Here is a 26,223-nt window from a genome sequence, read left to right on the forward strand (position 1 = left end):
AAAGTAGATTGTCCATTATAAGTGATTTCTTTGGCTTGATAACCCACGTAAGTAAAGACAATAATATCTCCATTTTTAACTTCAATTTGGTAGTTCCCATCAAAGTCTGATGATGTGCCTGTGGCTGTTCCCTTTATCACAACATTAACCCCAGGAAGTGGTATGGAGGTGGATTGTTCTGTTACTGTTCCTTTAAGCGTATTTTGGCCGAATAAAAAAACAGGCAAAATAAGCATAAAAAACAGTAATCGTTTAGTGTTTTTTTTCATAAAAATTAGTTTAATTAAATGTGTTTAGTCAGTTTATATTTTCACTTCTCATACCAAATCTATGTAAAGAAATTGTAAAGGAATAATTAGATTTTACGAAATTCGTAGCGAAAACGTTTTCGTGTTGACAACTTTTCATTTTTTAACACTATTAATGATAAAAACACATAAACCAATCAATAGGGAATAATGTGATATCTTTGTTAAATCCAATTAAAAAGTATTCTTAGAAGTAAATTTTAAACAATGAAACGAAAGATAACTTTAAAGCAAATAGCACGAGAATTAGATGTCTCAATATCAACAGTTTCAAAAGCTTTAAGTGGTAGTAAAGAAATTAGTGAAGATACTACTCAAAAAATACAAGCTTTTGCAAAATTATATAATTACAGACCTAATAATATTGCCTTAAGTTTAAAAAATAGGAAAACAAAAACTATTGGAATTTTAATCCCTGAAATAGTACATCATTTCTTTTCAACGGTTATTCGAGGTATAGAATTAGTAGCTAATAAGCGAGGTTACAACGTTATTGTAGGATTGTCAAACGAGTCATTTACCAAAGAAATTATCAATATGGAAATGCTCGCAAATGGTAGTATTGATGGGTTTATTTTATCAATTTCTAAAGAAACATTACTTAAACAAGATTATCATCATTTTAATGCTACTATAAATCAAGGGATGCCTATTGTTATGTTTGACAGAGTTGTAAATGAAATAAAATGTGATAAAGTAATTGTTGATGATTATAAAGGTTCTATAAAAGCTGTAAATATGCTTATTGAAAAAGGATCTAAAAACATTGCTCTAATAACAACTATGGATTATGTAAGTGTTGGTAAATTAAGAACTCAAGGCTATTTAGAAGCTCTTGAAGCTAGCAAAATAGTGCCTGATTCTAATTTGATTTTAAAAATAGATGATAGTCTAGTGGACGAAGATTTAGAGGATTTAGAAAATGAAATTGAACAATTTTTTAAATCTAATAATAAAATTGATGGTGTTTTTGCTGTAAACGAATTGTATGCTGTAACCGCTATGAAAGTAGCAAGAAAACTAGGTTTAAGTATACCTGATGATATACAAGTTATTGGATTTACAGATGGTGTGTTATCTAAACATGCTACACCAAGTTTAACAACGGTAAGTCAACATGGTCAAAAAATTGGAGAGCAATCCGCAGATTTACTTATAGATAGATTAGAGCTAGAAGAAGACGAAAGTCTGGATTATACTGATGAAAATGAAAGGAATGAAAATTTCAAAACAATAATCATTGAAACCGAAATTATTGAAAGAGAATCTACCAAATAAAATATTTTTTAGAAAAAGTTAAAATCTTTTATATATTTGCAAACAAATCAAAACTTATATTTTCACTTCTCATAATAAGTTTTGGTAAGTAATATCGCTTATCAAATAGTATTAATTTAACACATACTATTTAATGAAAAAGCGCATTCTTAGTTTCTGGGAAATTTGGAACATGAGTTTCGGTTTTCTAGGAATTCAATTTGGTTTTGCACTACAAGGAGGCTTTATGTCTCGTATTTTTCAAACGCTTGGAGCAGAAAAAGATGCTATTCCATTATTATGGATTGCTGCACCTTTAACAGGATTACTCGTACAACCAATAATAGGTTATTTGAGTGATAGAACTTGGCATTCTCGTTTAGGCCGCCGCCGCCCTTATTTTTTAATAGGAGCTGTTTTAAGTTCTATTGCATTATTTTTTGTGCCATATTCTCCAGCGCTTTGGGTTGCTGCAGGGTTTTTATGGATTCTTGATGCCTCTATAAATGTTTCAATGGAACCATTTAGGGCATTAGTTGCAGATAAATTAACCGAATCTCAACGTACATACGGTTTTGTTGTACAAACACTTGTGATTGGAATAGGAACTTGGGTTGCCAGTAATTTACCTTGGTTAGTTTCACAACTAGGTGTAAGTGATTCTGCTGCTTCTGGAATTATTCCAAACTCAGTTAAAGTAGCTTTTGCTATTGGAGCTTTTGTATTTTTAATAAGTATTCTTTACACAGTTTTTACGACATCTGAATATCCGCCTGAGGATATGGAAGAGTTTAAAAAAGAAAAATCAAAGAAAAATCAGTTCATTCCAGATATTCTAAATAATATAGGCAATATGCCTACAACTATGAAAAAATTGGGCGTGATTCAGTTTTTTTCATGGTTCGCTTTTTTTACGATGTGGAGTTTAGCAAATCCAGCACTTACAGAGCATGTTTATAATACAGCCGCTCCAATTCAATCTCTTTATGATATGAGTAATGCGGTTGAAGTATCAGCTTTTAACTCAGCGAATACAGCCTTCCAGAAATCATCAAATTTAGTAGGTTCTGCCATGGGTATTTACGGATTATCTTCAATGGTATTTGCTTTATTATTAGTGCTATATACTTCAAAAAGAAAAATTAATAGAAAATATGTACATATGTTTTCTTTATTTCTGGGTGGTTTAGGATTTATTTTAATGTATTACGCGTCTCCCGAAAATTTAAAGTACTGTTTTGTACTAATTGGTTTAGCTTGGGGTAGTATACTTTCAATGCCTTATGCCATGTTATCTAGCTCTGTTGATCCAAAAAAAATGGGCATGTTTATGGGTATTTTCAATATGTTTATAGTAATTCCTCAAATTATTGCTGCGCTTGGAGGAATCAATTTTGTGTCAGGATTATTAGGAGACAAAGCTATAAACGCTATGACAGTAGCTGGAATAAGTTTAATAATTGCAGGTTTATGTAATCTTTTAATTACTAATAAATCTGCAATTTCATATCAATCATAATTAATTAATGAATAAAATAGGAGTTATATTCGATTTAGACGGTGTTATTGTAGACACTGCAAAATATCATTTTTTGGCTTGGAAAAATCTTGCTGATGATTTAGGTTTTGAGTTTACAGAAGCTCATAACGAATTATTAAAAGGTGTAAGTCGTGTTAGATCATTAGAAATTTTACTTAGTATAGGAAATGTAAGTTTATCCGAAAGTAAAAAACAAGAATATCTAGTTAGTAAAAATGAAGATTATCTAAACTACATAACTAAAATGGGACCAGAAGAAATACTTCCTGGAGCCGAAAAATTATTAGATAATTTAGATGACTTAGGTATTAGTTATGTGTTAGGTTCGGCTAGTAAAAACGCACCTTTAATCTTAAAGCAAGTTAATTTGTTTGATCGATTTAAAGCAATTGTTGATGGGAATAGTGTGTCTAAAGCAAAGCCAGATCCAGAAGTGTTTTTAATAGGTGCAGAAAAACTTAATCTTTCACCAGAAAAATGTATTGTTTTTGAAGATGCCATTGCTGGTGTTGAAGCCGCTAATAAAGCAAATATGACTTCAGTAGGAATTGGAGATGAAGACACTCTTAATGAAGCAGATTATAATTTTAATAACTTAACTGAAATCCCTAAGAATTTCTTCGAAAAATTTCTTTCAGAAAAATAATATTAAAAAAATGAATCAAGATTATATAAAACCAGACAATTGGTCAATTATTGAAGAAGGCTTTGATGTAAATCGTGTTAAGTCATCCGAAAGTTTATTTAGCATTGGTAATGGAGCCATGGGACAACGTGCTAATTTTGAAGAAGAATACTCTGGCTCAACTTTTCAAGGAAGCTATATTGCGGGTGTTTATTATCCAGATAAAACACGTGTGGGTTGGTGGAAAAATGGATATCCAGAATACTTTGCTAAAGTATTAAATGCGCCAAATTGGATAGGAATTAATATTCAAGTTAATGGAGAGTCTTTGGATTTATTTACCTGTAAAAAAATAGAAAATTTTAGAAGAGAACTTAACATGAAAAAAGGTTGGTTGTCTAGAAGTTTTAAAGCGATTCTTAAAAACGACATAAAAGTTGAAGTTAAAACTAAACGGTTTTTAAGTTTAGATTTAGATGAAATTGGAGCAATTAAATATGAAGTCACACCAATAAATAGTGATGCAGAAATTGTTTTTCAACCTTATATAGATTCGGGAATTACTAATGAAGATACCAATTGGGATGACAAGTTTTGGGACACTTTAAATGTGAGTCACAAAAATAACCAAGCATTTATTGAAGCTAAAACCATGAAAACAGATTTTTATACCTGTACATTCATGGAATCTCAAGTTTTTATTAATGGAAAATCTGTTTTAATTGAGCCTAACATTCAAGCGGATTCTAATGTGTCAATATTTAGTTATTCGCATCATGTAAAACAAGGTGAAACGTATGCTATTCATAAGTTTGGTGGTTATACTGTAGATAGAAATCATGATAAATCACAATTAGTTTCAGTAGCAAAACGTGTTTTAGAAACAGCTACAGAAAAAGGGTTTAGTCAACTATTAGAAGATCAAAAACAAGCTTGGGAAACTATCTGGAGTATGTCTGATATTACAATAGAAGGTGATGTAAAAGCACAACAAGGTATTCGATTTAATATTTTTCAGTTAAACCAGACTTATTTAGGGAAAGATTCAAGATTAAATATTGGTCCAAAAGGATTTACTGGTGAGAAATACGGAGGAAGTACGTATTGGGATACAGAAGCATATTGTATACCATTTTACATGGCAACTAAAGACCAAAAAGTTGCTAGAAGTCTTTTAGAATATCGATATAATCATTTGGATAAAGCTATTGAAAATGCTGAGAAATTAGGTTTTTCAAACGGTGCCGCTTTATATCCAATGGTAACCATGAATGGTGAAGAATGTCATAACGAATGGGAAATTACTTTTGAGGAAATCCATAGAAATGGCGCTATTGCTTTTGCGGTTTATAATTATTACAAATACACAGGAGATTACAGTTATATTCCAGAAAAAGGATTAGAAGTGTTAATAGGAATTGCTCGTTTTTGGCAACAACGTGCTACGTTTTCAGCAGATAAAAACAAATATGTTATTCTAGGAGTTACAGGGCCAAATGAATATGAAAACAATGTTAATAATAATTTTTATACCAATTATATAGCTAAATGGTGTATCAATTATGCATTGGAGAATATTCAAAAAATAAAGGTTGAATATCCAGCAGATTATAAGCGTATAATGGATAAAGTAAATCTATCAACTCCTGAATTAAATGATTGGAAAAAAGTAGCAGATAATATGTATTTTCCGTTTTCAGAAAAGCATAATGTTTATCTTCAACAAGACGGATTTTTAGATAAAGAACTAATAAAGGTTACAGATTTAGATAATTCTCAACGACCAATTAATCAAAAATGGAGTTGGGACAGAATTTTACGTTCTCCTTATATAAAACAAGCTGATACTTTACAAGGATTTTACTTTTTTGAAGACGAATTTACAAATGAAGAATTAGAACGTCATTTCGATTTTTACGAACCATTTACTGTTCACGAAAGTTCATTGTCACCTTGTGTTCATAGCATTCAAGCAGCTAAATTAGGTAGAATGGAACAGGCCTATACTTTTTATTTACGTACCTCTAGATTAGATCTTGATGATTATAACCATGAAGTACACGAAGGTTTGCATATTACATCTATGGCAGGAACTTGGATGAGTATTGTTGAAGGTTTTGGTGGTATGCGTGTAAAAAATAACACTTTATATTTTGAACCTAAAATACCAGAACAGTGGAAAGAATATTCATTTAAAGTGAATTTTAGAAATCAGATTTTAAAGGTTAATGTTTCTAAAAATCAAACTCATTTTCAACTAGAAGGAACAGATTCTTTGCAAATATCTGTTAATAGTAAAATGCTAACTATTACGCCTGATAATTTGGTAACCATTTAAAAAAAATAGTTATGAAAAAATTAATCAGTTTATACGTTTTAGGTATAATTGCTATTAATGTATCGTGTAAAAAACAAGATGATTTAACTATAAATAATAAACCATCTATAGTAGTTGAAAGTCATGATATTGAACGTGTAGAACCTGGAAATTGGTGGGTTGGCTTTAAAGACTCAGAGTTACAACTTTTAGTTAAACATCCAAATATTTCAGAAGCTGTACCAAGTATTTCTTATGCCGGTGTTTCAATAGAAAAAGTTAATAAAGCAGATAGTCCAAACTATTTGTTTATTGATTTAAATATTGCCAAAAACACAAAAGAAGGTAAATTTAATATCATTTTTAAGCAGGGAAATAAAGAGGATTTAATTCAGACGTACGAGTTAAAATCTAGAGTAAAGCCAGCCGAAGATTATATTGGTTTTAATAGTAGTGATGCGATTTATTTAATTACACCAGACCGTTTTGCAAATGGAGACGAATCAAACGATGTAAACACAAATCTATTAGAAAAAACGATTGATAGAAACAATGATTATGGACGACATGGTGGCGATATAAAAGGTATTACAAACCATTTAGATTATATAAGCGATATGGGTTTCACGGCAGTTTGGCCTTGTCCTTTATTAACTAACGATATGCCGGAAGCTTCGTATCATGGTTATGCCATGACCGATTTTTATCAAGTTGATCCTCGTTTTGGAACTTTAGAAGAGTACAAAGAATTATCTAAAAAAGGACAGCAAAAAGGTATTAAGCTTATTATGGATCAAGTGGCGAATCATTGTGGTGTAGAACATTGGTGGATGAAAGATTTACCATTTAATGATTGGGTAAATCAGCAAGAAGCCTTTGAAGATAATAAACCATTAAATAATTCAAACCATCGTCGTACTACAAACCAAGATTTATATGCGTCGCAAAGAGATAAAGACGATATGACTCAAGGTTGGTTTGTGCCAACAATGCCAGATTTAAATCAGAAAAATCCATATTTAGCTAAATATTTAATACAAAATAGTATTTGGTGGGTAGAGACATTAGAATTAGGTGGTATTCGTCAAGATACATATCCTTATCCCGATAAAGACTTTATGAGTAATTGGGCTGGAGCAATAATGACCGAATATCCAAACTTCAACATTGTAGGAGAAGAATGGAGTAGTAATCCATTATTAATTGGTTATTGGCAAGATGGTCATGAAAATAATGATGGATATGATTCTAATCTAAGGTCTACAATGGATTTTGCAATGCAATCTAACATAAGTCAGGCGCTTAATGAAGCGGAGTCTTTTGATGGAGGTTTAATGAGAATGTATAATGGTTTGGCTAACGATTTTGCATATACAAGACCAAAAGACATTATGGCTTTTCCAGATAATCATGATATGAGTCGCATTTTTACTCAGCTAAAAGGCGATATTCCAAACACAAAAATGGCGTTAAATTACATACTTACTTTACCAAGAACGCCTCAAATATATTATGGTACCGAAATTTTAATGAACGATTTTGATAAACCTGGCGACCATGGTTTATTGCGAGGCGATTTTCCTGGAGGTTGGCAAGGTGATACTGTAAATGCTTTTACTGGAGAAAACTTAGCCGAAGCACAAAAAGACATGCAATCTTTTCTTAAAAAAGTATTGAGTTATAGAAAAGAGAGTAAAGCTATACATGAGGGAAAAACAATTCATTTTGCCCCATTTATGGGAACTTACTTTTTATTTAGAATATTAGAAGATGAAGTTGTGGTTTTAATACTTAACAAAAATGAAGAACCAATAACTATAGATTTAAAACGCTATAACGAAATAGGTTTACAAGATAAAACCTTCAAAAACGTGATTACAGGCGAAGATTTTATCTGGAAAAATAGTATCGAATTAAAGGAAAGAGGAAGCATTTTATTAACTACAAAAATTTAAATACACACATAAATTATGAAAAAATTAATAGCTCTATTTTTTGTCTTACTACTAAGTTTTTACTCATGTAAAAAAGAACAAAAAGTAGAAAAAACAAATGATGAAACGACTTTAGAAATTGCACCTGTATCTCCAGATATGATGGAGAATGCCGTAATTTACGAAGCTAATATTCGTCAATATTCACCAGAAGGCACATTTAATGCTTTTGCAAAAGATATATCTGTTTTAAAAGAATTAGGAGTTAAAATAATTTGGGTGATGCCAATTAATCCTATTTCTGAAATAAAAAGAAAAGCAACAGACGGTTCTTTTACAAGCGATATTGATGATGAAGAAGAACGTGCAAAATACTTAGGAAGCTATTATTCGGTTTCCGATTATAAGGCTATAAATCCTGAATTTGGAACCTTAGAAGATTTTAAAAATTTAGTTGCTACAGCTCACAAAAACGGTATTTATGTTATTGTAGATTGGGTTCCAAATCATACAGGTTGGGACCATCCTTGGATTACAGAACACCCAGAATGGTATACACAAAACGACAAAGGTGAAATTATAGATCCTATTAATCCTGATACAGGAAAGTCTTGGGGTTGGACAGATGTAGCAGATTTGAATTATGATAAAGAGGATATGCGTAATGAAATGATATCCGATTTAAAATATTGGTTAAATGTAGCAAATATTGACGGTTATAGAATGGATGTCGCACATAAAGTTCCAGTTGATTTCTTTGAAAAAGTAACCGAAGAATTAGAAAAAATAAAGCCTGTATTTATGTTAGCTGAAGCAGAACAACCAGATTTACTTGTTAAAGCTTTTGATATGCATTACGCTTGGGAAGCACATCATATTTTTAACGACATTGCTAAAGGAGAAAAGTCTGTAAAGGATTTTGATAAGTATATGGTTAAAATTGATTCCACATTACAAGATGATGATATCAATATGAATTTTGTTACCAATCATGATGAAAATTCATGGAGTGGAACACTTAAAGAACGTATGCCAAATAACAAGGAGATTTTCACAGCATTAACTTACGCTATGCCAGGTATGCCGTTAATTTATAATGGGCAAGAATATGATATGGATTATAGGTTGAAGTTTTTTGAAAAGGATTCTATACCAAAAACAAGAGGCGAATATTTTGAAGTTCTAAAAAAATTAGGGGAACTTAAAAACTCTAACTCAGCATTGAATGGCGGGAAAAAAGCAGCAGCATATAAGCGTTTAAATTCTGAAGAAAATATTTTAATGTTTGAAAGAACTAAAGGTGACCAAACCATATTTTTTATAGGGAATTTTTCAAATGAATTAGATAAAATTAGTCCTCCAAAAGGAAAGTTTTTAGATTATATGACTAACACTCCAATAGAGTTAAAAGGAGATACTTTAGAACTTAATCCTTGGGATTATAAAATATTAATTAGGTAAATTAATTAAGTGACTAATTCAAAAAAAAGTCTTCTAGATATTCTAGAAGGCTTTTCTTTTTTTACTGAAAATAAATTTGCTACTTTTGGCAGTAACATAAAATCTATAAATAAAAATAAATGAAAATTATGAAATTTTTAAGTCTAGTAACATTGGTTTTACTAGTAGTGGCATGTAACAATAATGGTGTTTCAAAAAAACCATTAAAAACAGAGTTAGACTCAGTTAGTTATGCTATTGGGTTGGATGTAGCTAAAAATGTAAAAAAGAGTTTTGATGAGTTTGATAACGACTTGTTTATTCAAGGGTTTGTAAACGCTTCAGATTCTACAGATATTATGATTGATGAAGCAAAAGCACAACAGCTAGTTAGAGCTTACTTCCAAAAAAAGCAACAAGCAGACATGGCTAAAAGTCAAGAAGAAGCTAAAGCCAATAAAGAAGCAGGAGATAAATTTTTAGCTGAAAATAAAACTAAAGATGGTGTTGTAACAACTGAAAGTGGTTTACAATACATAGTTTTAAAAGAAGGAACAGGAGCAAAACCAACTACAGCATCTAAGGTAAAAGTACATTATCACGGAACTTTAATTAATGGTACTGTGTTCGATAGTTCAGTAGATAGAGGAACACCTGCAGAATTTGGAGTAACTCAAGTTATAAAAGGTTGGACTGAAGGATTACAATTAATGCCTGTAGGATCTAAATATAAATTTTTCATTCCAAGTGATTTAGCTTATGGAGCTAACCCAAGACCAGGAGGAGTAATTACCCCTAATTCAGCATTAATTTTTGATGTAGAATTATTAGAAATAGTTGAGTAGTTAAAATTAACTTTTATAAGTAATATTAAAAAAGCAGGAAGTTTAACTTCCTGCTTTTTTTGTTTATGATGTTTTTACTAGAATAAACCAATCAAGATTGTAACTTTGCAGCATATTAAATATAAAATAAAATGAACCATAAAGCAGGTTTTGTAAATATTATAGGAAATCCAAATGTAGGTAAGTCAACCTTGATGAATGCCTTTGTAGGAGAGAAATTATCAATTATTACTTCAAAAGCTCAAACTACAAGACATAGAATTTTAGGTATTGTAAATGGTGATGATTTTCAAGTTGTTTTAAGTGATACTCCAGGTATTATAAAGCCAGCATACGAGCTTCAAGAATCTATGATGGGATTTGTTAAATCTGCTTTTGAAGATGCCGATGTTTTAATTTATATGGTTGAAATTGGTGAGCAAGAATTAAAAGATGAAGCCTTTTTTAAAAAAATAACAAGCTCTAAAATTCCAGTTTTATTATTATTAAATAAAATTGATAAGTCCGATCAAGAGCAGTTAGAAACTCAAGTACAACTTTGGGCTAAAAAAGTACCCAATGCTGAAATTATTCCTATTTCTGCATTAGAAGGTTTTCAGGTAAAGGAAGTTTTTGATAGAATTATTGAATTAATTCCTGATTCACAACCTTTTTATCCAAAAGATCAGTTAACAGATAAGCCAGAACGCTTTTTTATAAACGAAACAATACGAGAAAAAATTCTTCTTCATTACAAAAAAGAAATTCCTTATGCTGTAGAAGTGGACACTGAAGAGTTTTTTGAAGAAGAAAAAATTATTAGAATTCGTTCGGTAATTATGGTTGAACGAGAAACGCAAAAGGGCATCATAATTGGGCATAAAGGAAGCGCATTAAAACGTGTAGGTGTTGAAGCAAGAAAAGATTTAGAAAAGTTCTTCGGAAAACAAATTCATTTAGAATTGTATGTTAAGGTTAATAAAAATTGGAGAAGTAATCAAAACCAGTTAAAACGCTTTGGTTATAATAATTAATATCTTGATTTAAAATCTAATAGTATCTTTTTAATTAGGTAACAATTAGTTAATATAATAATTCAATATTTGCATAAGTCAAATTAGTTTATTGGCTGTGTTTTGAGTTAGTTAGTTTTTAAAAAGCTTTAATTGGTCTTCTTCTTTTTCAATTAGGGCTTTTTTCAATTTCTAAAATATTGTGTATAAAATCGTTTAGTAAACGCATATCATTTATACTAGTAGCTTTTCCGTAACTTCCAACAAAATATAAGGTTACCCAAAAAAGTACCATTAAAATAGTTAAACCAGCTGGTATAGTTAAATTTTGTTCGAGTGACCAATTTGTATAAGTCCAAATACCAAAAGCAATAAACAAACATCCAATTAAAAAGTGAAGAAACATAAAAAGTGTCCACACTGTTGGGTTAGGGCCAAATAAACCCTTTATAGAACTGGAGTTCTCATTAATTTTATGTATTTCTAAATGTAACTGTGGCGACCAAAAATGTTGTTTATCTTTTGGAAATCTTATAAAAACGTGCTCTTCAACTCTAACAACAATAAATTCAGATTGTGTGGCTTTAGCATTTTGAAAATCACTTAAAATCGCTTCGTTATACCTAGGTATTTCAATTTTAAAACGAGGTCGCAAAACAATATCATTACTTAGTGGCATCTAATACTTTATTTAGGCACAGTAAATTACTAATTTTTATTTAAAGAAGAAATCTATCAATCTTTATAAAAAAACGACTTTGCGTCGTGTAGATTTCCTATTTTTGCAAAATATTTCTAAATAGAAATACAATTCATCAGTGTAAAGCTGTTTTACAAGACAAAATTATGAGTAATATAGTAGCCATAGTAGGAAGACCAAATGTAGGGAAGTCAACATTTTTTAATCGTTTAATTCAAAGACGTGAAGCAATTGTTGATGCAGTAAGTGGTGTTACTAGAGATCGTCATTATGGAAAAAGTGACTGGAACGGAAAAGAATTTTCACTTATCGATACTGGTGGATATGTTTTAGGAAGTGATGATGTTTTTGAAGCAGAAATTGATAAGCAGGTTGAGTTAGCAATTGACGAAGCTGATGCCATTATTTTCATGGTTGATGTTGAGGATGGCGTAACAGGAATGGATGAAGACGTAGCAGAATTGTTGCGTAAAGTAAATAAGCCTGTATTTTTAGTAGTTAATAAAGTTGATAATGGCACACGTGCTAAAGATGCTGTAGAGTTTTATTCATTAGGTTTAGGTGAGTATTATACTATTGCAAGTATAAATGGAAGCGGAACAGGAGAATTACTTGATGCCTTAATTGAAGCTTTACCAGAAAAAGAAGAAGTTGTTGAAGAGATATTACCTCGATTTGCAGTAGTTGGTAGACCAAATGCAGGAAAATCTTCTTTTATAAATGCTTTAATAGGTGAAAATAGATATATTGTAACCGACGTAGCAGGAACAACACGAGATTCTATTGATACTAAATACAACCGTTTTGGTTTTGAATTTAACTTGGTAGATACTGCAGGAATTAGAAGAAAATCTAAAGTAAAAGAAGATTTAGAATTTTACTCAGTTATGCGAAGTGTTCGTGCTATAGAACATAGTGATGTTTGTCTTATAGTTTTAGACGCTACTAGAGGTTTTGATGGGCAAGTTCAAAATATATTTTGGTTGGCAGAGCGCAACAGAAAAGGTATTGTTATTCTAGTTAATAAATGGGACTTAGTTGAGAAAGACCACAAATCTGTTAAAGAATACGAAAAAGCCATAAAAAAACAAATGGAACCTTTCACAGATGTTCCTGTAATATTTATTTCGGTATTAACAAAGCAACGTATTTTTAAAGCTATTGAAACTGCTGTTGAGGTTTATAAAAATAGAACCAAAAAAATTAAAACAAGTAAACTTAACGAAGTGATGTTACCAATAATTGAAGGTTACGGACCACCAGCTTACAAAGCTAAATACGTTAAGATTAAATACGTAATGCAATTGCCAACACCGCAACCACAATTTGCATTTTTCTGTAATCTTCCACAGTATGTAAAAGATCCATATAAACGCTTTTTAGAAAACAAACTTCGAGAAAATTTTGACTTCACTGGCGTTCCAGTTAGTGTTTATATGCGTAAGAAATAGATTAAATTTTAAGAAATTTTTAAGTAAATTAACACTATTGCTTCCGTATTTTCGTTTTTGAGTTGAGTTTTTAACTTATAAGCTATATTAATCAATCAAAAACAACTAATGCGCAAATTAATTTTTGTTGCAACTTTATTGAGTTGCGTATTCTCTTATAGTCAATCAAAAGATTTTAAAATTACAGGTAAAATTGTTTCAGAAGATGATCAAACACCTCTTGAAGCAGCAACTGTTTATTTAGAACGTAAAAAAGATAGTAGCTTAGTAACTTATACTATTTCTAATAAAGATGGTGGTTTTGAGTTAGAAGATAAAACTTCAGATGAAAATCTAAATCTTTTAGTGTCTTATGTTGGATATCAAACTTATAAGCAACAAGTAGCTATAAACAAAACCCAAATTAATATAGGAGATATTAAACTTAAGGTTAGTACAGATGCTTTAGATGAAGTTTTAATTAAATCATCAGCGCCAGTAACTATTAAAAAAGATACTTTAGAATTTAACGTAAGTTCTTTTAAAACAAAAAAAGATGCTAATGTTGAAGATTTATTAAAGCAATTGCCAGGTGTTGAAATTGATGATGAAGGTAAAATAAAAGTAAATGGTAAAGAGGTTAACAAAATTTTAGTTAATGGTAAGCCATTTTTTGGTAACGATCCTTCAATTACCACAAAAAACTTAACCAAAGAAATTATTGAAAAAATTCAAGTTGTAGATACTAAAACTAAGAGCGAAGCTTTTACAGGAGAAGAAGGAGATACCGAAAATAAAACTATAAACTTAACTATAAAAGAAGAGAATAATAAAGGTGTTTTTGGTCGTGTTGCAGCAGGTGTTGGCACAGATAAACGTTATGAATTTGCAGGAATGTTTAACCGTTTTGATAACGACCAACGGGTTAGTGTTTTATTAGGAGGCAACAACATAAATTCACCAGGCTTTAGTTTTGGGGAAATTGAAAAAATGTTTGGAGGCGGCGAAAATACTTGGTTTAATAGTAACGGTTCTTTTAGTATTAATGGACGACAATTTGGAGGAGGAGAAGGTATAACAACTTCAAAACTGGCTGGCACAAATTATGCTGATAATTTTGGTGAGAAAACAGAAGTTGCAGCAGATTATTTTTATTCAAAAAGTAATTCAGAAAATGATAAATCTTCTCAAAGAGAAACTATTTTGTCTGATTCTAGATATTTTTCAAATTCGCGTTCAACCTCAAGTAATGATACACAAAGTCATACCATTAATACCGATTTTGAAATAAAAATTGATACTACTTTCATGATAAACGTTAAACCTTCGTTTGCGTTTTCAAAAACAACAACAGATTATGTTAGTGAAGATGAAACTTTAGATGAAAATTTAACGCTTACAAATCAATCATCATTAAATTCCTTTGTAGAGAGTAAACTCAATAATTTTTCAAATGAAATTAGTGCTACAAAAAAGTTTGGTAATAAAGGAGCTTATTTAAAATTTGAAATAGATAATAGTTTTAATAAAAATGAAAGTGATGATTATATTAACTCTAATTCAGAAGTTTTTGGCACTTCGCCTGAAACTATTATAAGGAATCAGTTTACTGATGATAGTAGAAAAAGCAATGACTTTTCAACAGATGTAACCTATAGATTGCCAATAAAAGCAAAAGAATTTTTTGTGAATTTTGAATATGAATATCAATATAATAAAGACGAAAACACTAAAAGTACTTACGATTTTGATGAAACAACAAATACTTATAATAGTTTTAATGAAGCCTTAAGTACAGACTTTAATTATACAGATGTAAAAAGTTCTCCGGGTGTTCAATTAAGCTATAGAAATGAGAAATTTTCGGCAAGATTTGGTATGGATTATATATTTAGAACCTTAAAAAATAAAGATGGATTAAGACCTCAATTTGATGTAGAAAGAGATTTTAAAGCTATAGAAATGTCATCTAATTTTAATTACAAGTTTAGTAAAAAAGCATCTGTTTATGCAAACTACAGACTGAGAAACAGACCACCTTCCTTACGTCAATTACAAGCTTTTGAGGATGTTTCAAACCCTTTAAACACAATTGTTGGTAATCCAAATTTAGAACCTACTAACGAAAATAATTTATACGTTGGTTTTAATGCTTACAATTGGCAAGAAAGAACAGGATTTTACATGTATGCTAACCTTACAAAAAGTAATAATGCTGTTGTTTCTAAAACAATTGTCGATCCAGAAACATTAAAACGTACTACAACTTATGATAATGTTAATGGAAACCAAAATGGTTATTTTGGATTAGATTACAGTAAAAGTTTTAAAATAGATTCTTTAAGGACTATTAGAGTTAAAATAGGGAATTGGACAAATTTTTCAAAAAATATAAATTATAACAATAATGTTCAATATGCCAGTAAAAGTGTTGGGTTTAATCCAAATGTAGGTGTGGATTTTATTTGGAAAGATGTTTTTGAGGTTAAACCTAGATATCGTATATCATTTACAAATAATAAATACGATATAGAAGCTTTTAATGATAGAAATTACACCTCTCATAATATAGATATAAACACAGCGTTTTTCTTACCAAAAGGTTTCGAGTGGCGAAATGATATCACCTACAATTACAACTCTAATATTGCTGATGGTTTTCAAAAAAGTGCTTGGTTTTGGAATGCGAGTTTAGCTTATTCTGTTTTAAAGGATAAGGGAACGCTTAGTTTAAAAGTTTATGATTTACTTAATCAAAATACAAATGCAAGAAGAAGAGCAACACAAGACTATATTGAAGACACACAAAGTACAGTATTACGCCAATATTTTATGCTTAATTTTAGTTGGAAATTTAATAGTTTAGGAACAAAAGGCGAAACTGAAGGGAATGGGCATTATTATGTAGATTAATTTTATTTTAACTCTATAATTACCAACTACCACCTGCGCCTCCACCAGAGAAGCCACCGCCTCCAAAACCGCCTCCAAAACCACCACCGCTAGAACTTCCGCCCCAACCGCTTGATGATCCTCTTCGGTAATTACCGCGGCCCATATTACTTAAAATAATAGCTTCTAAAATATCAGACCCTGTAGTTCTGTTTCCTCTATTATTGCCACCGCCACGTTTGTTTTTAGAGATAGATATAAGTATGATGATAAATATAAAAATGAGAATGAATATTAAGCCAATGGGAAATTCATCATTATTTGAAGATTTACGAGTACCTTGATATTCGCCATTTAGTATTTCAAAAATAGCATCACTACCTTTGTCTAAACCACTATAATAATCGTTTTTCTTAAATTCAGGAATTATAATATTTCTAATAAGTTCACCAGTAATACCTGCTGTTAGTTTATGCTCGACACCGTAACCTGGGGAAATCCAAATTTTCCTATCATCTCTTGCTAATAAAATAAAAACACCGTTATCTTCCTTGGCTTGACCAATACCCCATTTTTGAGCCCATCTAGGTGCTAATAAACCTATGTTTTCACCTTTTGTTGTACTTATTATTACGACAACTATTTGTGTTGAGGTTGTATCAGAATATTTAATAAGTTTTTGTTCGAGATTATTTTTTTGTGAAGGTGATAATAATTTTATATCATTATCATAAACACTAGTTTGTTCTTCAGGGATTTTAGGAATATCATATTGAGCAAAAGAAAGATTGAATGATATTAATGCAATAAATAAAGTAAAAACATAAAGGTTTCTTTGAATTTTTAATGACTTTATATTTTTTATTGAGTACTTCATATTAAAATTTAACCTTTAGAAATATCATTTGGTAATTCATTAACATCACTTTGATCCCAAGGAAAATAAGTTTCTAATTTTTCTCCTGCTTTTAAAATCCCTTCTATTAAACCTTGTTTGAAATTGCCAGATTTAAAATGTGATTGCATAACATCTTTTGTGGTATCCCAAAAATCTTTTGAAACAACATCATTTATTCCTTTGTCACCATATATAACGAAGGTTTTGTCATTAACAGCAACATAAATTAAAACAGCGTTTTGAAGTTTGGTATTATCCATTTTTAAATTATGGAATACTTCCATTGCACGATTAAAAACATCAGTTTTTGTTGTTTTCTCTATGTGTACACGAATTTCACCAGATGTGTTTTTTTCAGCTAATCTAATAGCTTCTATGATTTCCTGTTCTTCTATGGTAGATAGAAAATCTTCTATTTTAGACATGATTTTTAGTTTGAAAAATCGACGTTTACAGGTTTTTCAGCTCCAGCTTCAGCATCGAAATAAGGTTTTTCATCAAAATTTAACATACCAGCAAGTATAGAGTTAGGAAATGTATTTACATGAACATTATAAGGTTTTATGGCCTCATTATATCGTGTTCTTGCAGTTTGAATGGTATTTTCTGTGCTGGTTAATTCGTCTTGTAGTTTTAAAAAGTTTTGATTAGTTTTTAATTCCGGGTAGCGTTCTACAGTTACTAATAATCTTGAAAGCGCACTGCTTAGTCCACCTTGGGCTTGATTGAATTGTTTTAATTGTTCTGGAGTAATATTAGAAGGGTCAATAGTGGTTTTAGTAGCCTCACTTCTTGCTTTTATAACAGCTTCTAGAGTGCTTTTTTCAAAATCAGCAGCACCTTTTACAGTATTTACTAAATTACCAATAAGGTCATTTCTTCGTTGGTAAGATGTTTGCACATTTCCCCAAGATTCTTTAACATTTTCATTAAGGTTTACAGCAGTATTATTAAACCCTTTACCCCAAGAGTAAAGTGCAAATGCTATAACTGCAATAATAATTACTGGAATGAGCCATTTTTTCATGATAGTTAGTTTTAAAGATGTTGTTTTAATTATTGTTTATTAGACACATTATATTTATAAAAGTTACATATTTAGTGACTTTATAAAAAAAACTAGAGGTGTTCTTTTATTTTAATGAGTTGATTTTTAATGTCCTCAAGCTTACTTACAATTTCAAAATTACTAAGGGCTTGCTTTTTTTCTTCTTTTAAATGAGTTTTGGCACCTTCAAGAGTAAAACCACGCTCTTTCACAAGATGGTAAATAAATTTAAGATTTTTTATATCTTCTGGTGTAAACTTACGGTTACCTTTAGCGTTTTTTTTTGGCTTAAGTACATCAAATTCTTTTTCCCAAAAACGAATTAAAGAAGCGTTAACATCAAATGCCTTAGCCACTTCGCCAATGCTGTAATAACGTTTTTCAGGTAAATCTATATGCATTAATCTAATGATTGGTTTTCTAATGAAGCATGCTCCAATAGTTTGTTAAATTCTTCAGCAGTTAAACTACCGTAATAGAAATTTATAGGATTAATTTTATCACCATCTTTAAATATTTCATAGTGTAAATGAGGTCCTTCAGAACGTCCTGTACTACCCACGAAACCAATTAAATCACCACGCTTAACCTTTTGGTTTTTTCTAACATTGTATTTGTACAAATGCGCATATAAACTAGTGTAGCCATAACCATGATCTATTCTTATATGATTACCATATCCAGAAGAATTACTATCTGCACGAGCAACAATACCATCACCACTAGCATAAACAGGTGTGCCTCTGGGAGCTGTAAAGTCCATACCCCAATGCATTTTTCTAACCTTTGTAAAAGGGTCTGATCGCATACCATAACCAGAAGCCATACGTGTTAAATCTTCATTACTTACGGGTTGAATAGCAGGAATGGCAGCCAATAATTTTTCTTTTTCTTCAGCAAGTATAGCAATCTCATCTAATGATCTGGATTGTACTACAATTTGTTTTTGTAAAATATCTATACGTTTATTGCTTTCAATTATTAATTTAGAATTATCGAAACCTTCTAAGTTTTTATATCTATTAATTCCGCCAAATCCAGCTCTACGTTGTTCGTCAGGTATAGGGTTTGCTTCAAAATAAACACGATAAATGTTATTATCTCTATCAGCTATATTAGATAGTACATTTTCAGCTTGCCCCATCTTTTTATTAAGTAATTCAAACTGTAATTGAGCGTTTTGTAATTCTCTTTTTAAAGCACGTTCTTTAGGTGATGAAACATATTGACTGGCAACAAAAACGAATATAAAAGCGAAAAAAATAGATGCTAATATAAATATACCTGCATATTTAAATGTAGTACGTTTTTTGCGCTCTATTTTTCTGTAAGATAGTGACTCCGAATCGTAATAATATTTTACTTTACTCATTTCCTAATTTATGCTATTTTTGCACTTTATGTTAAAAGCAATTTACAATTAATTAAAACCTTGGTTTTAAAGTTTAACTTTAAATAAACGAGTAAATATAAAAATTGTTTTGCAATTAATATAATTTAACAATCCAGTAACTATTTAAGTTAATGAAGTCACAAGATATTAGATCCCAATTTTTAAGTTTTTTTGAAGAAAAAAAACACAGTATAGTTCAGTCTGCACCTATGGTTCTTAAAGACGATCCAACCTTAATGTTTGTAAATTCGGGAATGGCGCCTTTTAAAGAATATTTTTTAGGCAATGCACAGCCAAAAAATAATAGGCTTACAGATTCGCAAAAATGCCTACGTGTTTCAGGTAAACATAACGATTTAGAAGAAGTTGGTTACGACACTTATCACCACACGTTATTTGAAATGTTGGGTAACTGGAGTTTTGGAGATTACTTTAAAAAAGAAGCTATAGCTTGGGCTTGGGAATTATTAACGGAGGTTTTTGGTATTGATAAAGATATCTTGTACGTCACTGTTTTTGAAGGTGATGATGAAGATGGTATACCTATGGATACTGAAGCTTATGATATTTGGAAACAATACATCGCAGAAGACCGTATTTTAAAAGGAAACAAAAAGGATAACTTTTGGGAAATGGGTGACCAAGGACCATGTGGACCATGCAGTGAAATACATGTTGATATCCGATCGGCAGAAGAAAAAGCAAAAATTTCAGGTAAAGATTTAGTTAATGAAGATCATCCGCAAGTTGTTGAAATTTGGAACTTAGTTTTCATGCAATACAACAGAAAGGCAAATGGAAGTCTTGAAAGTTTACCAAATAAACATATCGATACCGGTATGGGTTTTGAGCGTTTATGCATGGTTTTACAAGGCGTTCAATCTAATTACGATACAGATGTTTTTACACCAATTATTAGAGAAATTGAAACCATTACTAATAAAAATTATGGCAAAGATGAAAAGATAGATGTTGCTATTCGTGTTATTTCAGACCACGTTCGTGCTGTAGCTTTTTCAATAGCTGATGGACAATTACCAAGTAATACAGGTGCAGGTTACGTAATTCGTAGAATATTGCGTCGAGCTGTGCGTTACGGATTTACATTTTTAGATATAAAAGAACCATTTATTTACAAATTAGTTGATGTTTTAAGTGCAAAAATGGGAGATGCTTTTCCAGAAATTAAAACTCAAAAACAACTGGTAAAAAATGTAATTAAAGAAGAAGAGCAATCGTTTTTAAGAACTTTAGACCAAGGTTTAATTCTCTTAAATAGAATTGTTGAAGAAAATAAAGGTGATACAGTTTTAGGTGAGAAAGCTTTCGAATTATACGATACGTATGGTTTTCCGATAGATTTAACTGCTTTAATTTTATCTGAAAAAGGCTTAAAGTTAGATGAAAAAGGATTTAATGAGCAACTACAAAAGCAAAAAAATAGATCGCGAGCGGCAAGTGAAATGAGTACAGATGATTGGACTATTTTAACTGATGATGCTGAAGAAGAATTTATAGGCTACGACACGCTTGAGGCTAATGTAAAAATAACTCGATATAGAAAAGTAACCTCTAAAAAGGATGGTGAAATGTATCAGTTGGTATTCAATTTAACACCTTTTTATCCAGAAGGCGGAGGGCAAGTAGGAGATAAGGGCTATTTAGAAGATACTCACGGTGATGTGGTTTATATTTTAGACACTAAAAAAGAGAATAACGTCATTATTCATTTTACTAAAAATTTACCAAAACATATTAATGAAAGTTTTAAAGCTGTTGTTGATGAAAACCAACGTTATAGAACCGAGTGTAACCATACCGCAACACATTTATTGCATCAAGCTTTAAGAGAAATTTTAGGAACGCATGTAGAACAAAAAGGAAGTGCTGTTCATTCTAAATATTTACGATTCGATTTTTCACATTTTTCAAAATTATCTCCAGAAGAATTAAGCGACGTAGAGAGTTTTGTAAATGCAAGAATTGCTGAAAAACTGCCATTAGTTGAAAAACGTAATATACCTAAAGAAGAAGCTATAGCAGAAGGAGCTATGAGTTTGTTTGGTGAAAAATACGGAGATAGTGTTCGTGCTATTCGTTTTGGACAATCCATAGAGCTTTGTGGAGGAACACATGTTAATAATACTAGTGATATCTGGCATTTTAAAATAGTATCAGAAGGAGCTGTTGCTGCAGGAATACGTCGTATTGAAGCGATTACAAATGATGCTGCAAAAGATTTTTATTTTGAAAATAGCCGTGCGTATTCAGAAATGAAAGCATTACTTAACAATGCACAAGAACCAGTAAAAGCGCTGCAAAATTTACAAGATGAAAACTCAGATTTAAAAAAGCAGATAGAAACCTTATTAAAAGATAAGGCTAAAAATATAAAAGGAGAACTTAAAAATGAACTTACAGAAATTAATGGCGTTCAGTTTTTAGCTAAAAAACTAGATTTGGATGCTGGTGGATTAAAAGATGTTGCCTTTGAATTGGGAAGTCAGTCGGATAATCTATTCTTGTTATTCGCAACAGAAAATGATGGAAAAGCATTATTATCATGTTACATTTCTAAAGAATTAGTTGCCAGTAAAGGTTTAAATGCAGGACAAGTAGTTAGAGAACTTGGTAAGTATATTCAAGGCGGCGGCGGCGGACAACCATTTTTCGCAACTGCAGGAGGTAAAAACCCAAGTGGAATTAATGAAGCTTTAGAAAAAGCTAAGGATTATTTGAAATAAGGTTTATTTAATTCCTAAAATTCTATTAAACGTTTTTAATTCGCATTTATAAAACTTTATAAGCTTTTCTTTTAACGATGTTGATTTAATATTTTTATTGTTTTTCATAATAGTATTAGAATTATATTGATAACAAGTTAGTAGATTAATATCTAGAAATGTTACAAAAAATGAATTTCAGAACTCAAATACCATTAGAAAAACAGTCTAAAAATCAAATAGACTATAATTCTAATATATTATTAATTGGGTCTTGTTTTTCAGATAATATTGGTAAAAAATTAGACTATTTTAAGTTCCAAAATTTTCAAAATCCTTTTGGTATTTTGTTTCATCCTAAAGCCATTGAAACTTTAATAACTAACACTATTGATAAAAAAGTATATACAGAAAAAGATATCTTTTTTCATAATGAACAATGGCATTGTTTTGATGCGCATTCAAAATTAAGTAATGATTCAAAAGATGATTTGTTAAGTGAATTGAATTCTCAAATTCAATTAACACATCAGCAAATAAAGAAATCAACACACATTATTATTACTTTAGGAACAGCTTGGGTATATCGCTTTAAAGAAACAAATGTAGTTGTTGCAAATTGTCATAAAGTGCCTCAAAAACAATTTGCTAAAGAGTTGCTTGCTGTTAAGGAAATTGTAGATTCACTTCAAGCTATTATAGATAAAATTAATCAAGTAAATTCTCAAGCATCAATTATTTTTACAGTATCACCCGTTCGTCACATAAAAGATGGGTTTGTAGAAAATATGCAAAGTAAATCGCATTTAATATCTGCAATTCATCAAGTATTAAATAATAAGTTACTTTATTTTCCATCGTATGAAATTATGATGGACGAACTTCGCGATTATCGTTTTTATGCAGAAGATATGATTCATCCCAACCAAACCGCTATAAATTACATTTGGGATAAGTTTCATGAGGCTTGGATATCTAATACATCTTTTAAAATTATGCAGCGTATTGAAGTTGTGCAAAAAGGATTAATGCACAAGCCATTTAATATTAAAAGTAAGCAACATCAAATTTTTTTAACTAATCTTAAGGAAAAAAAAAATCAGCTTAAAAAAGAATTTCCACATTTAAAGTTTTAAGATACATATTATGATTTCACATAATCTTGAGGAGACAATGTAGTTACTTTTTTGAAAGCACTAAAAAAAGGATTATAGGAAGCAAAGCCTGTTTTGTATGCTAAAGACTCTAAAGTGTTAGTTTTTAAATAGTCTATTTTTATTAAGTTGATGCTATCTTGTATTCTACTCTGCATTCGGTATTCCGAGAAGGAAATATTGGAATGGTATTTAAATAAATATACAATATGGCTTGTTGGTAAACCTAATTTATTTGCAACATCTAAGGCTGATGCTTTTGGGTTTCTAAAAATAAGCCCTTCATTACTTAATTTATCAACTCCTTGTGTATAACTAAGAATATTAGAATTAATTTTTTCTTGTAATTTTAAATCTTGATAGTTTTTTTGACTGGATGTTTCTAAAACCCAATTATCATTAATTGGCTTTTCTATTAGGTTATTTTCTTCTTCAGGCAAATTGAACTTTAAAATTTTCTTATTAAGAATGGGTAATCCATATAAAATTTCTGGGGTAGTTAAAATTTTAAAAAAGATAAATAACCAAAATACTAACAAAAACATGGCCATGGATTTTCCCGAAAGACCAACTTGTGTATTTACTTCATTATAAATCGAGACCATTAATGTTATACCCATTAACACATTTAAGGTAAACAAATAAATAGTCCAACTTTTAACCAATTTGAAATGCCTGTTATTTATAAGTAAGTCTTTTTTAAACCATATGTTTTTACTTAATACTCTGTAAATCAAAGTTAAATAAAAAAGCAAGAATATTACTACTAAACCAAAATTGGTTAATGAACCGTAGTGAAATATGAAACTTTGAGCTAAATAGGTGTTTGAATTTATTGTATATAGAAAGACTAAGAAAATAACATGTTTTAAATCGGTAATGTTGAATGCTTTACTTTGAAAAACAAGGTTTTTATGATATAAATAAAAGCAAGGGGCAATGATTAAATAAAATACAGAAGGAAGTTTTTGATCTGGTGACAAAAGAGTTTGTAAACCTAACCCAAAGCTACCATGAACTAAAAACCGAAAGGAAACAATGATTATAATTAATAATAAAAAAGCGTTATAAAATGGATTTGATTTATAAGAAGTAATTATTAGCACTAAAGTAACCACACCAATAATACCAGTAAATAAAAATAAAAATTGTTCTATCAATTAAAAGAGGGGTTTATTATACAATAATAATGAATTAAGGTGGTTTTTCTTTTTTGAAAATTGCCAAATAGAGAGGTTTTGTTGTATACAGTTGATACACAGATACAAGATTGAAAATTTATTTTTAATCTGATTTGATAGAAAACAAAACTTAATAATAAAGATTTGGTCAGGTTCTTACTTTTTTTCTTACTGATATCATAAAATACTTACTGATATGATTAAAAAATCGATGAAACGTTTATTTTATTCGGTTAAATGCATTTTTTATTCTTACGTTTGTCTCGAAGATAAAAAATAGCATAAAGTATATATTAATAAGAGCCCTAACTAATCAACCCAATTCATGAGACTATTCCTATTAATAAGTTTTTGTTGCATTTTTCAGCAACAAGTTTTATCACAATCAAATTCAATTATAAGATCGACAACAGGGGTTTCTGGAGGTTCAATTCAAGTTTTAGAAGGAGATAAAACATTTCTTATTCAACAAAGTGTGGGACAGCCAAGTGCTATTGGTACATATAAAAACAGTCAATACATTTTGCGACAAGGATTTATTCAACCAAATGTTTTAGCTAAAATTATAGATAAAAATGTACCGCTAGATCTTAAATTAAGTATTTACCCAAATCCATTTGATAAACAAATTTCATTAGTTTTTAATGAAGAAATTAGAAGTAAAATTAACATAACAGTATTTGATGTTTCTGGACGTTTAATAGTTACAAAAGCCTATCAACCATATCAACACCTAGATGTTAAATTAGAGAATTTACCTTCTGGAAGCTACCTTTTAAAAGTTGTTGCAAACCAAAAACAGTTTATAACCAAGATTCTGAAAAAGTAAAACGTGTTTTAAAATTTAATGCAACCCTATTTAACCTATAAACCAACCCAAAAATGAATGCCAAGAAATTTATCCAATTATTATTGTTCTTTATTATAACTACTGTAACAACAGCACAACAATTATATCTGGAAACCGGAAAAACATCATCATCATTTGATTATAGCAATTCCCAAGGAGTAGGACTAGACAATTTACAAGCAAGTACTCATAGTTTTATGACCATGGGTTATAGAACTAAGTTTTTTGTTGAAAAATTAAAAACGTCTTTTGGTATTGGTTACTTCGGGTATGGGGCAATTGGAAGTGATGATACTTTGGAAGGTATCTTAGATTGGGATGCTAATTATTTAGAATTAAATGCAGGTTTAGACTATAGTTTATTTGCCATCAATAAAATAGAGTTTTATATAAAAGGAATGGTTTCAACTGGATTTTTAATTCAAGGAACCCAGAGCTTAAATAATGAAATTATGAACCTTAAAAATATTGACGATTTCGATAAAGCTATGTTAAGCTTTAAAGCAGGAGTTGGTTTCTTATATCCAGTTTCAAACGATTTATCATTTTATGTACAATACTTATTTGGTAAAAGTTTAAATCAAGCAGGTAACCGAGATAACGAATCTTTAAGGATTGAAAGCCATAATATTAGTTTTGGTGTGTTAATAGATCTGTTTAAAAACGGATAATCATTTTCATATAATCACTTATAAA

The 26,223-nt window shown here is 30.2% G+C and carries 22 protein-coding genes; 14 read left to right on the forward strand and 8 right to left on the reverse strand.

Annotated features, from left to right (window positions below):
• A partial coding sequence (locus tag BT151_RS12325) for a carboxypeptidase-like regulatory domain-containing protein (protein ID WP_143144304.1) occupies nucleotides 1–269 on the reverse strand: 269 nt, incomplete at its 3' end.
• Between the two features lie 246 nt (nucleotides 270–515).
• Between BT151_RS12325 and BT151_RS12335 the strand changes: the two genes are divergently transcribed.
• The 8 genes from BT151_RS12335 to era all read left to right on the forward strand — a co-directional run bounded on the left by BT151_RS12335 (nucleotide 516) and on the right by era (nucleotide 11,279).
• Complete coding sequence (locus tag BT151_RS12335) at nucleotides 516–1,586, forward strand: LacI family DNA-binding transcriptional regulator (RefSeq protein ID WP_072402660.1); 1,071 nt, start codon at nucleotides 516–518, stop codon at nucleotides 1,584–1,586.
• Nucleotides 1,587–1,719: 133 nt separating this feature from the next.
• Complete coding sequence (locus BT151_RS12340) at nucleotides 1,720–3,084, forward strand: MFS transporter (protein WP_072402661.1); 1,365 nt, start codon at nucleotides 1,720–1,722, stop codon at nucleotides 3,082–3,084.
• A gap of 7 nt (nucleotides 3,085–3,091) precedes the next feature.
• Nucleotides 3,092–3,751 carry a beta-phosphoglucomutase gene (gene pgmB, locus BT151_RS12345; protein WP_072402662.1) on the forward strand — a complete coding sequence of 220 codons (660 nt, stop codon included), beginning with the start codon at nucleotides 3,092–3,094 and terminating at the stop codon, nucleotides 3,749–3,751.
• Between the two features lie 10 nt (nucleotides 3,752–3,761).
• Entirely contained in the window at nucleotides 3,762–6,068 is a 2,307-nt protein-coding gene (locus tag BT151_RS12350; RefSeq protein ID WP_072402663.1) for a glycoside hydrolase family 65 protein, read from the forward strand.
• A gap of 11 nt (nucleotides 6,069–6,079) precedes the next feature.
• The gene (locus BT151_RS12355) at nucleotides 6,080–8,002 is read left to right on the forward strand and encodes a glycoside hydrolase family 13 protein (RefSeq protein WP_084647957.1); all 1,923 of its coding nucleotides are present in this window, start codon (nucleotides 6,080–6,082) and stop codon (nucleotides 8,000–8,002) included.
• Between the two features lie 15 nt (nucleotides 8,003–8,017).
• Entirely contained in the window at nucleotides 8,018–9,442 is a 1,425-nt protein-coding gene (locus tag BT151_RS12360) for an alpha-amylase family glycosyl hydrolase (protein ID WP_072402664.1), read from the forward strand.
• 128 nt (nucleotides 9,443–9,570) lie between these two features.
• A complete protein-coding gene (locus BT151_RS12365) occupies nucleotides 9,571–10,266 on the forward strand; it encodes a BamJ family beta-barrel-assembly machinery protein (RefSeq protein WP_317041238.1) in 696 nt (231 codons plus the stop codon).
• Between the two features lie 131 nt (nucleotides 10,267–10,397).
• Nucleotides 10,398–11,279 (forward strand): GTPase Era, encoded by an 882-nt coding sequence (era, locus tag BT151_RS12370; RefSeq protein ID WP_072402666.1) that lies wholly within the window; start codon nucleotides 10,398–10,400, stop codon nucleotides 11,277–11,279.
• Between the two features lie 148 nt (nucleotides 11,280–11,427).
• On the opposite strand, the gene BT151_RS12375 is transcribed toward era, so the two are convergent.
• Nucleotides 11,428–11,937: a GTP-binding protein gene (locus BT151_RS12375; protein WP_072402667.1), complete on the reverse strand. Its 510-nt coding sequence runs from the start codon at nucleotides 11,935–11,937 to the stop codon at nucleotides 11,428–11,430.
• A gap of 167 nt (nucleotides 11,938–12,104) precedes the next feature.
• Here BT151_RS12375 and der point away from each other — a divergent pair, with 167 nt between their 5' ends.
• Nucleotides 12,105–13,409, forward strand: a complete 1,305-nt coding sequence (gene der / locus BT151_RS12380) for a ribosome biogenesis GTPase Der (protein ID WP_072402668.1) — start codon at nucleotides 12,105–12,107, stop codon at nucleotides 13,407–13,409.
• Nucleotides 13,410–13,517: 108 nt separating this feature from the next.
• Nucleotides 13,518–16,301: an outer membrane beta-barrel protein gene (locus tag BT151_RS12385; protein ID WP_072402669.1), complete on the forward strand. Its 2,784-nt coding sequence runs from the start codon at nucleotides 13,518–13,520 to the stop codon at nucleotides 16,299–16,301.
• 19 nt (nucleotides 16,302–16,320) lie between these two features.
• Here the strand turns inward: BT151_RS12385 and BT151_RS12390 are convergent, their stop codons facing one another.
• The 5 genes from BT151_RS12390 to BT151_RS12410 all read right to left on the reverse strand — a co-directional run bounded on the left by BT151_RS12390 (nucleotide 16,321) and on the right by BT151_RS12410 (nucleotide 19,598).
• Nucleotides 16,321–17,157, reverse strand: coding sequence for a TPM domain-containing protein (locus tag BT151_RS12390; RefSeq protein WP_072402670.1), 837 nt, complete (start codon nucleotides 17,155–17,157; stop codon nucleotides 16,321–16,323).
• Between the two features lie 8 nt (nucleotides 17,158–17,165).
• Nucleotides 17,166–17,603 carry a TPM domain-containing protein gene (locus BT151_RS12395; protein WP_072402671.1) on the reverse strand — a complete coding sequence of 146 codons (438 nt, stop codon included), beginning with the start codon at nucleotides 17,601–17,603 and terminating at the stop codon, nucleotides 17,166–17,168.
• A 5-nt stretch (nucleotides 17,604–17,608) separates the two neighbouring features.
• A complete protein-coding gene (locus BT151_RS12400; RefSeq protein ID WP_072402672.1) occupies nucleotides 17,609–18,205 on the reverse strand; it encodes a LemA family protein in 597 nt (198 codons plus the stop codon).
• Between the two features lie 92 nt (nucleotides 18,206–18,297).
• On the reverse strand, nucleotides 18,298–18,627 hold the full coding sequence (locus tag BT151_RS12405; RefSeq protein WP_072402673.1) for a MerR family transcriptional regulator: 330 nt from the start codon (nucleotides 18,625–18,627) through the stop codon (nucleotides 18,298–18,300).
• Nucleotides 18,627–19,598, reverse strand: coding sequence for a M23 family metallopeptidase (locus BT151_RS12410; protein WP_072402674.1), 972 nt, complete (start codon nucleotides 19,596–19,598; stop codon nucleotides 18,627–18,629). The genes BT151_RS12405 and BT151_RS12410 overlap by 1 nt, the downstream gene beginning before the upstream one ends.
• A gap of 152 nt (nucleotides 19,599–19,750) precedes the next feature.
• Here BT151_RS12410 and alaS point away from each other — a divergent pair, with 152 nt between their 5' ends.
• Both alaS and BT151_RS12420 read left to right on the forward strand, forming a co-directional pair.
• A complete protein-coding gene (gene alaS / locus BT151_RS12415; RefSeq protein ID WP_072402675.1) occupies nucleotides 19,751–22,363 on the forward strand; it encodes an alanine--tRNA ligase in 2,613 nt (870 codons plus the stop codon).
• 170 nt (nucleotides 22,364–22,533) lie between these two features.
• Nucleotides 22,534–23,478, forward strand: a complete 945-nt coding sequence (locus BT151_RS12420) for a GSCFA domain-containing protein (protein WP_072402676.1) — start codon at nucleotides 22,534–22,536, stop codon at nucleotides 23,476–23,478.
• An 8-nt stretch (nucleotides 23,479–23,486) separates the two neighbouring features.
• Here BT151_RS12420 and BT151_RS12425 read toward each other — a convergent pair whose 3' ends face one another.
• Entirely contained in the window at nucleotides 23,487–24,656 is a 1,170-nt protein-coding gene (locus BT151_RS12425) for a helix-turn-helix domain-containing protein (RefSeq protein WP_072402677.1), read from the reverse strand.
• Between the two features lie 346 nt (nucleotides 24,657–25,002).
• On the opposite strand from BT151_RS12425, the gene BT151_RS12430 reads away from it, so the two are divergent.
• Both BT151_RS12430 and BT151_RS12435 read left to right on the forward strand, forming a co-directional pair.
• Nucleotides 25,003–25,506, forward strand: a complete 504-nt coding sequence (locus BT151_RS12430) for a T9SS type A sorting domain-containing protein (protein WP_072402678.1) — start codon at nucleotides 25,003–25,005, stop codon at nucleotides 25,504–25,506.
• Between the two features lie 53 nt (nucleotides 25,507–25,559).
• On the forward strand, nucleotides 25,560–26,198 hold the full coding sequence (locus tag BT151_RS12435) for a hypothetical protein (RefSeq protein WP_072402679.1): 639 nt from the start codon (nucleotides 25,560–25,562) through the stop codon (nucleotides 26,196–26,198).
• The last annotated feature ends 25 nt before the right edge of the window (nucleotides 26,199–26,223 follow it).

Origin of the sequence: Flaviramulus basaltis (assembly GCF_900114265.1) — a bacterium.
Classification (GTDB): domain Bacteria; phylum Bacteroidota; class Bacteroidia; order Flavobacteriales; family Flavobacteriaceae; genus Flaviramulus; species Flaviramulus basaltis.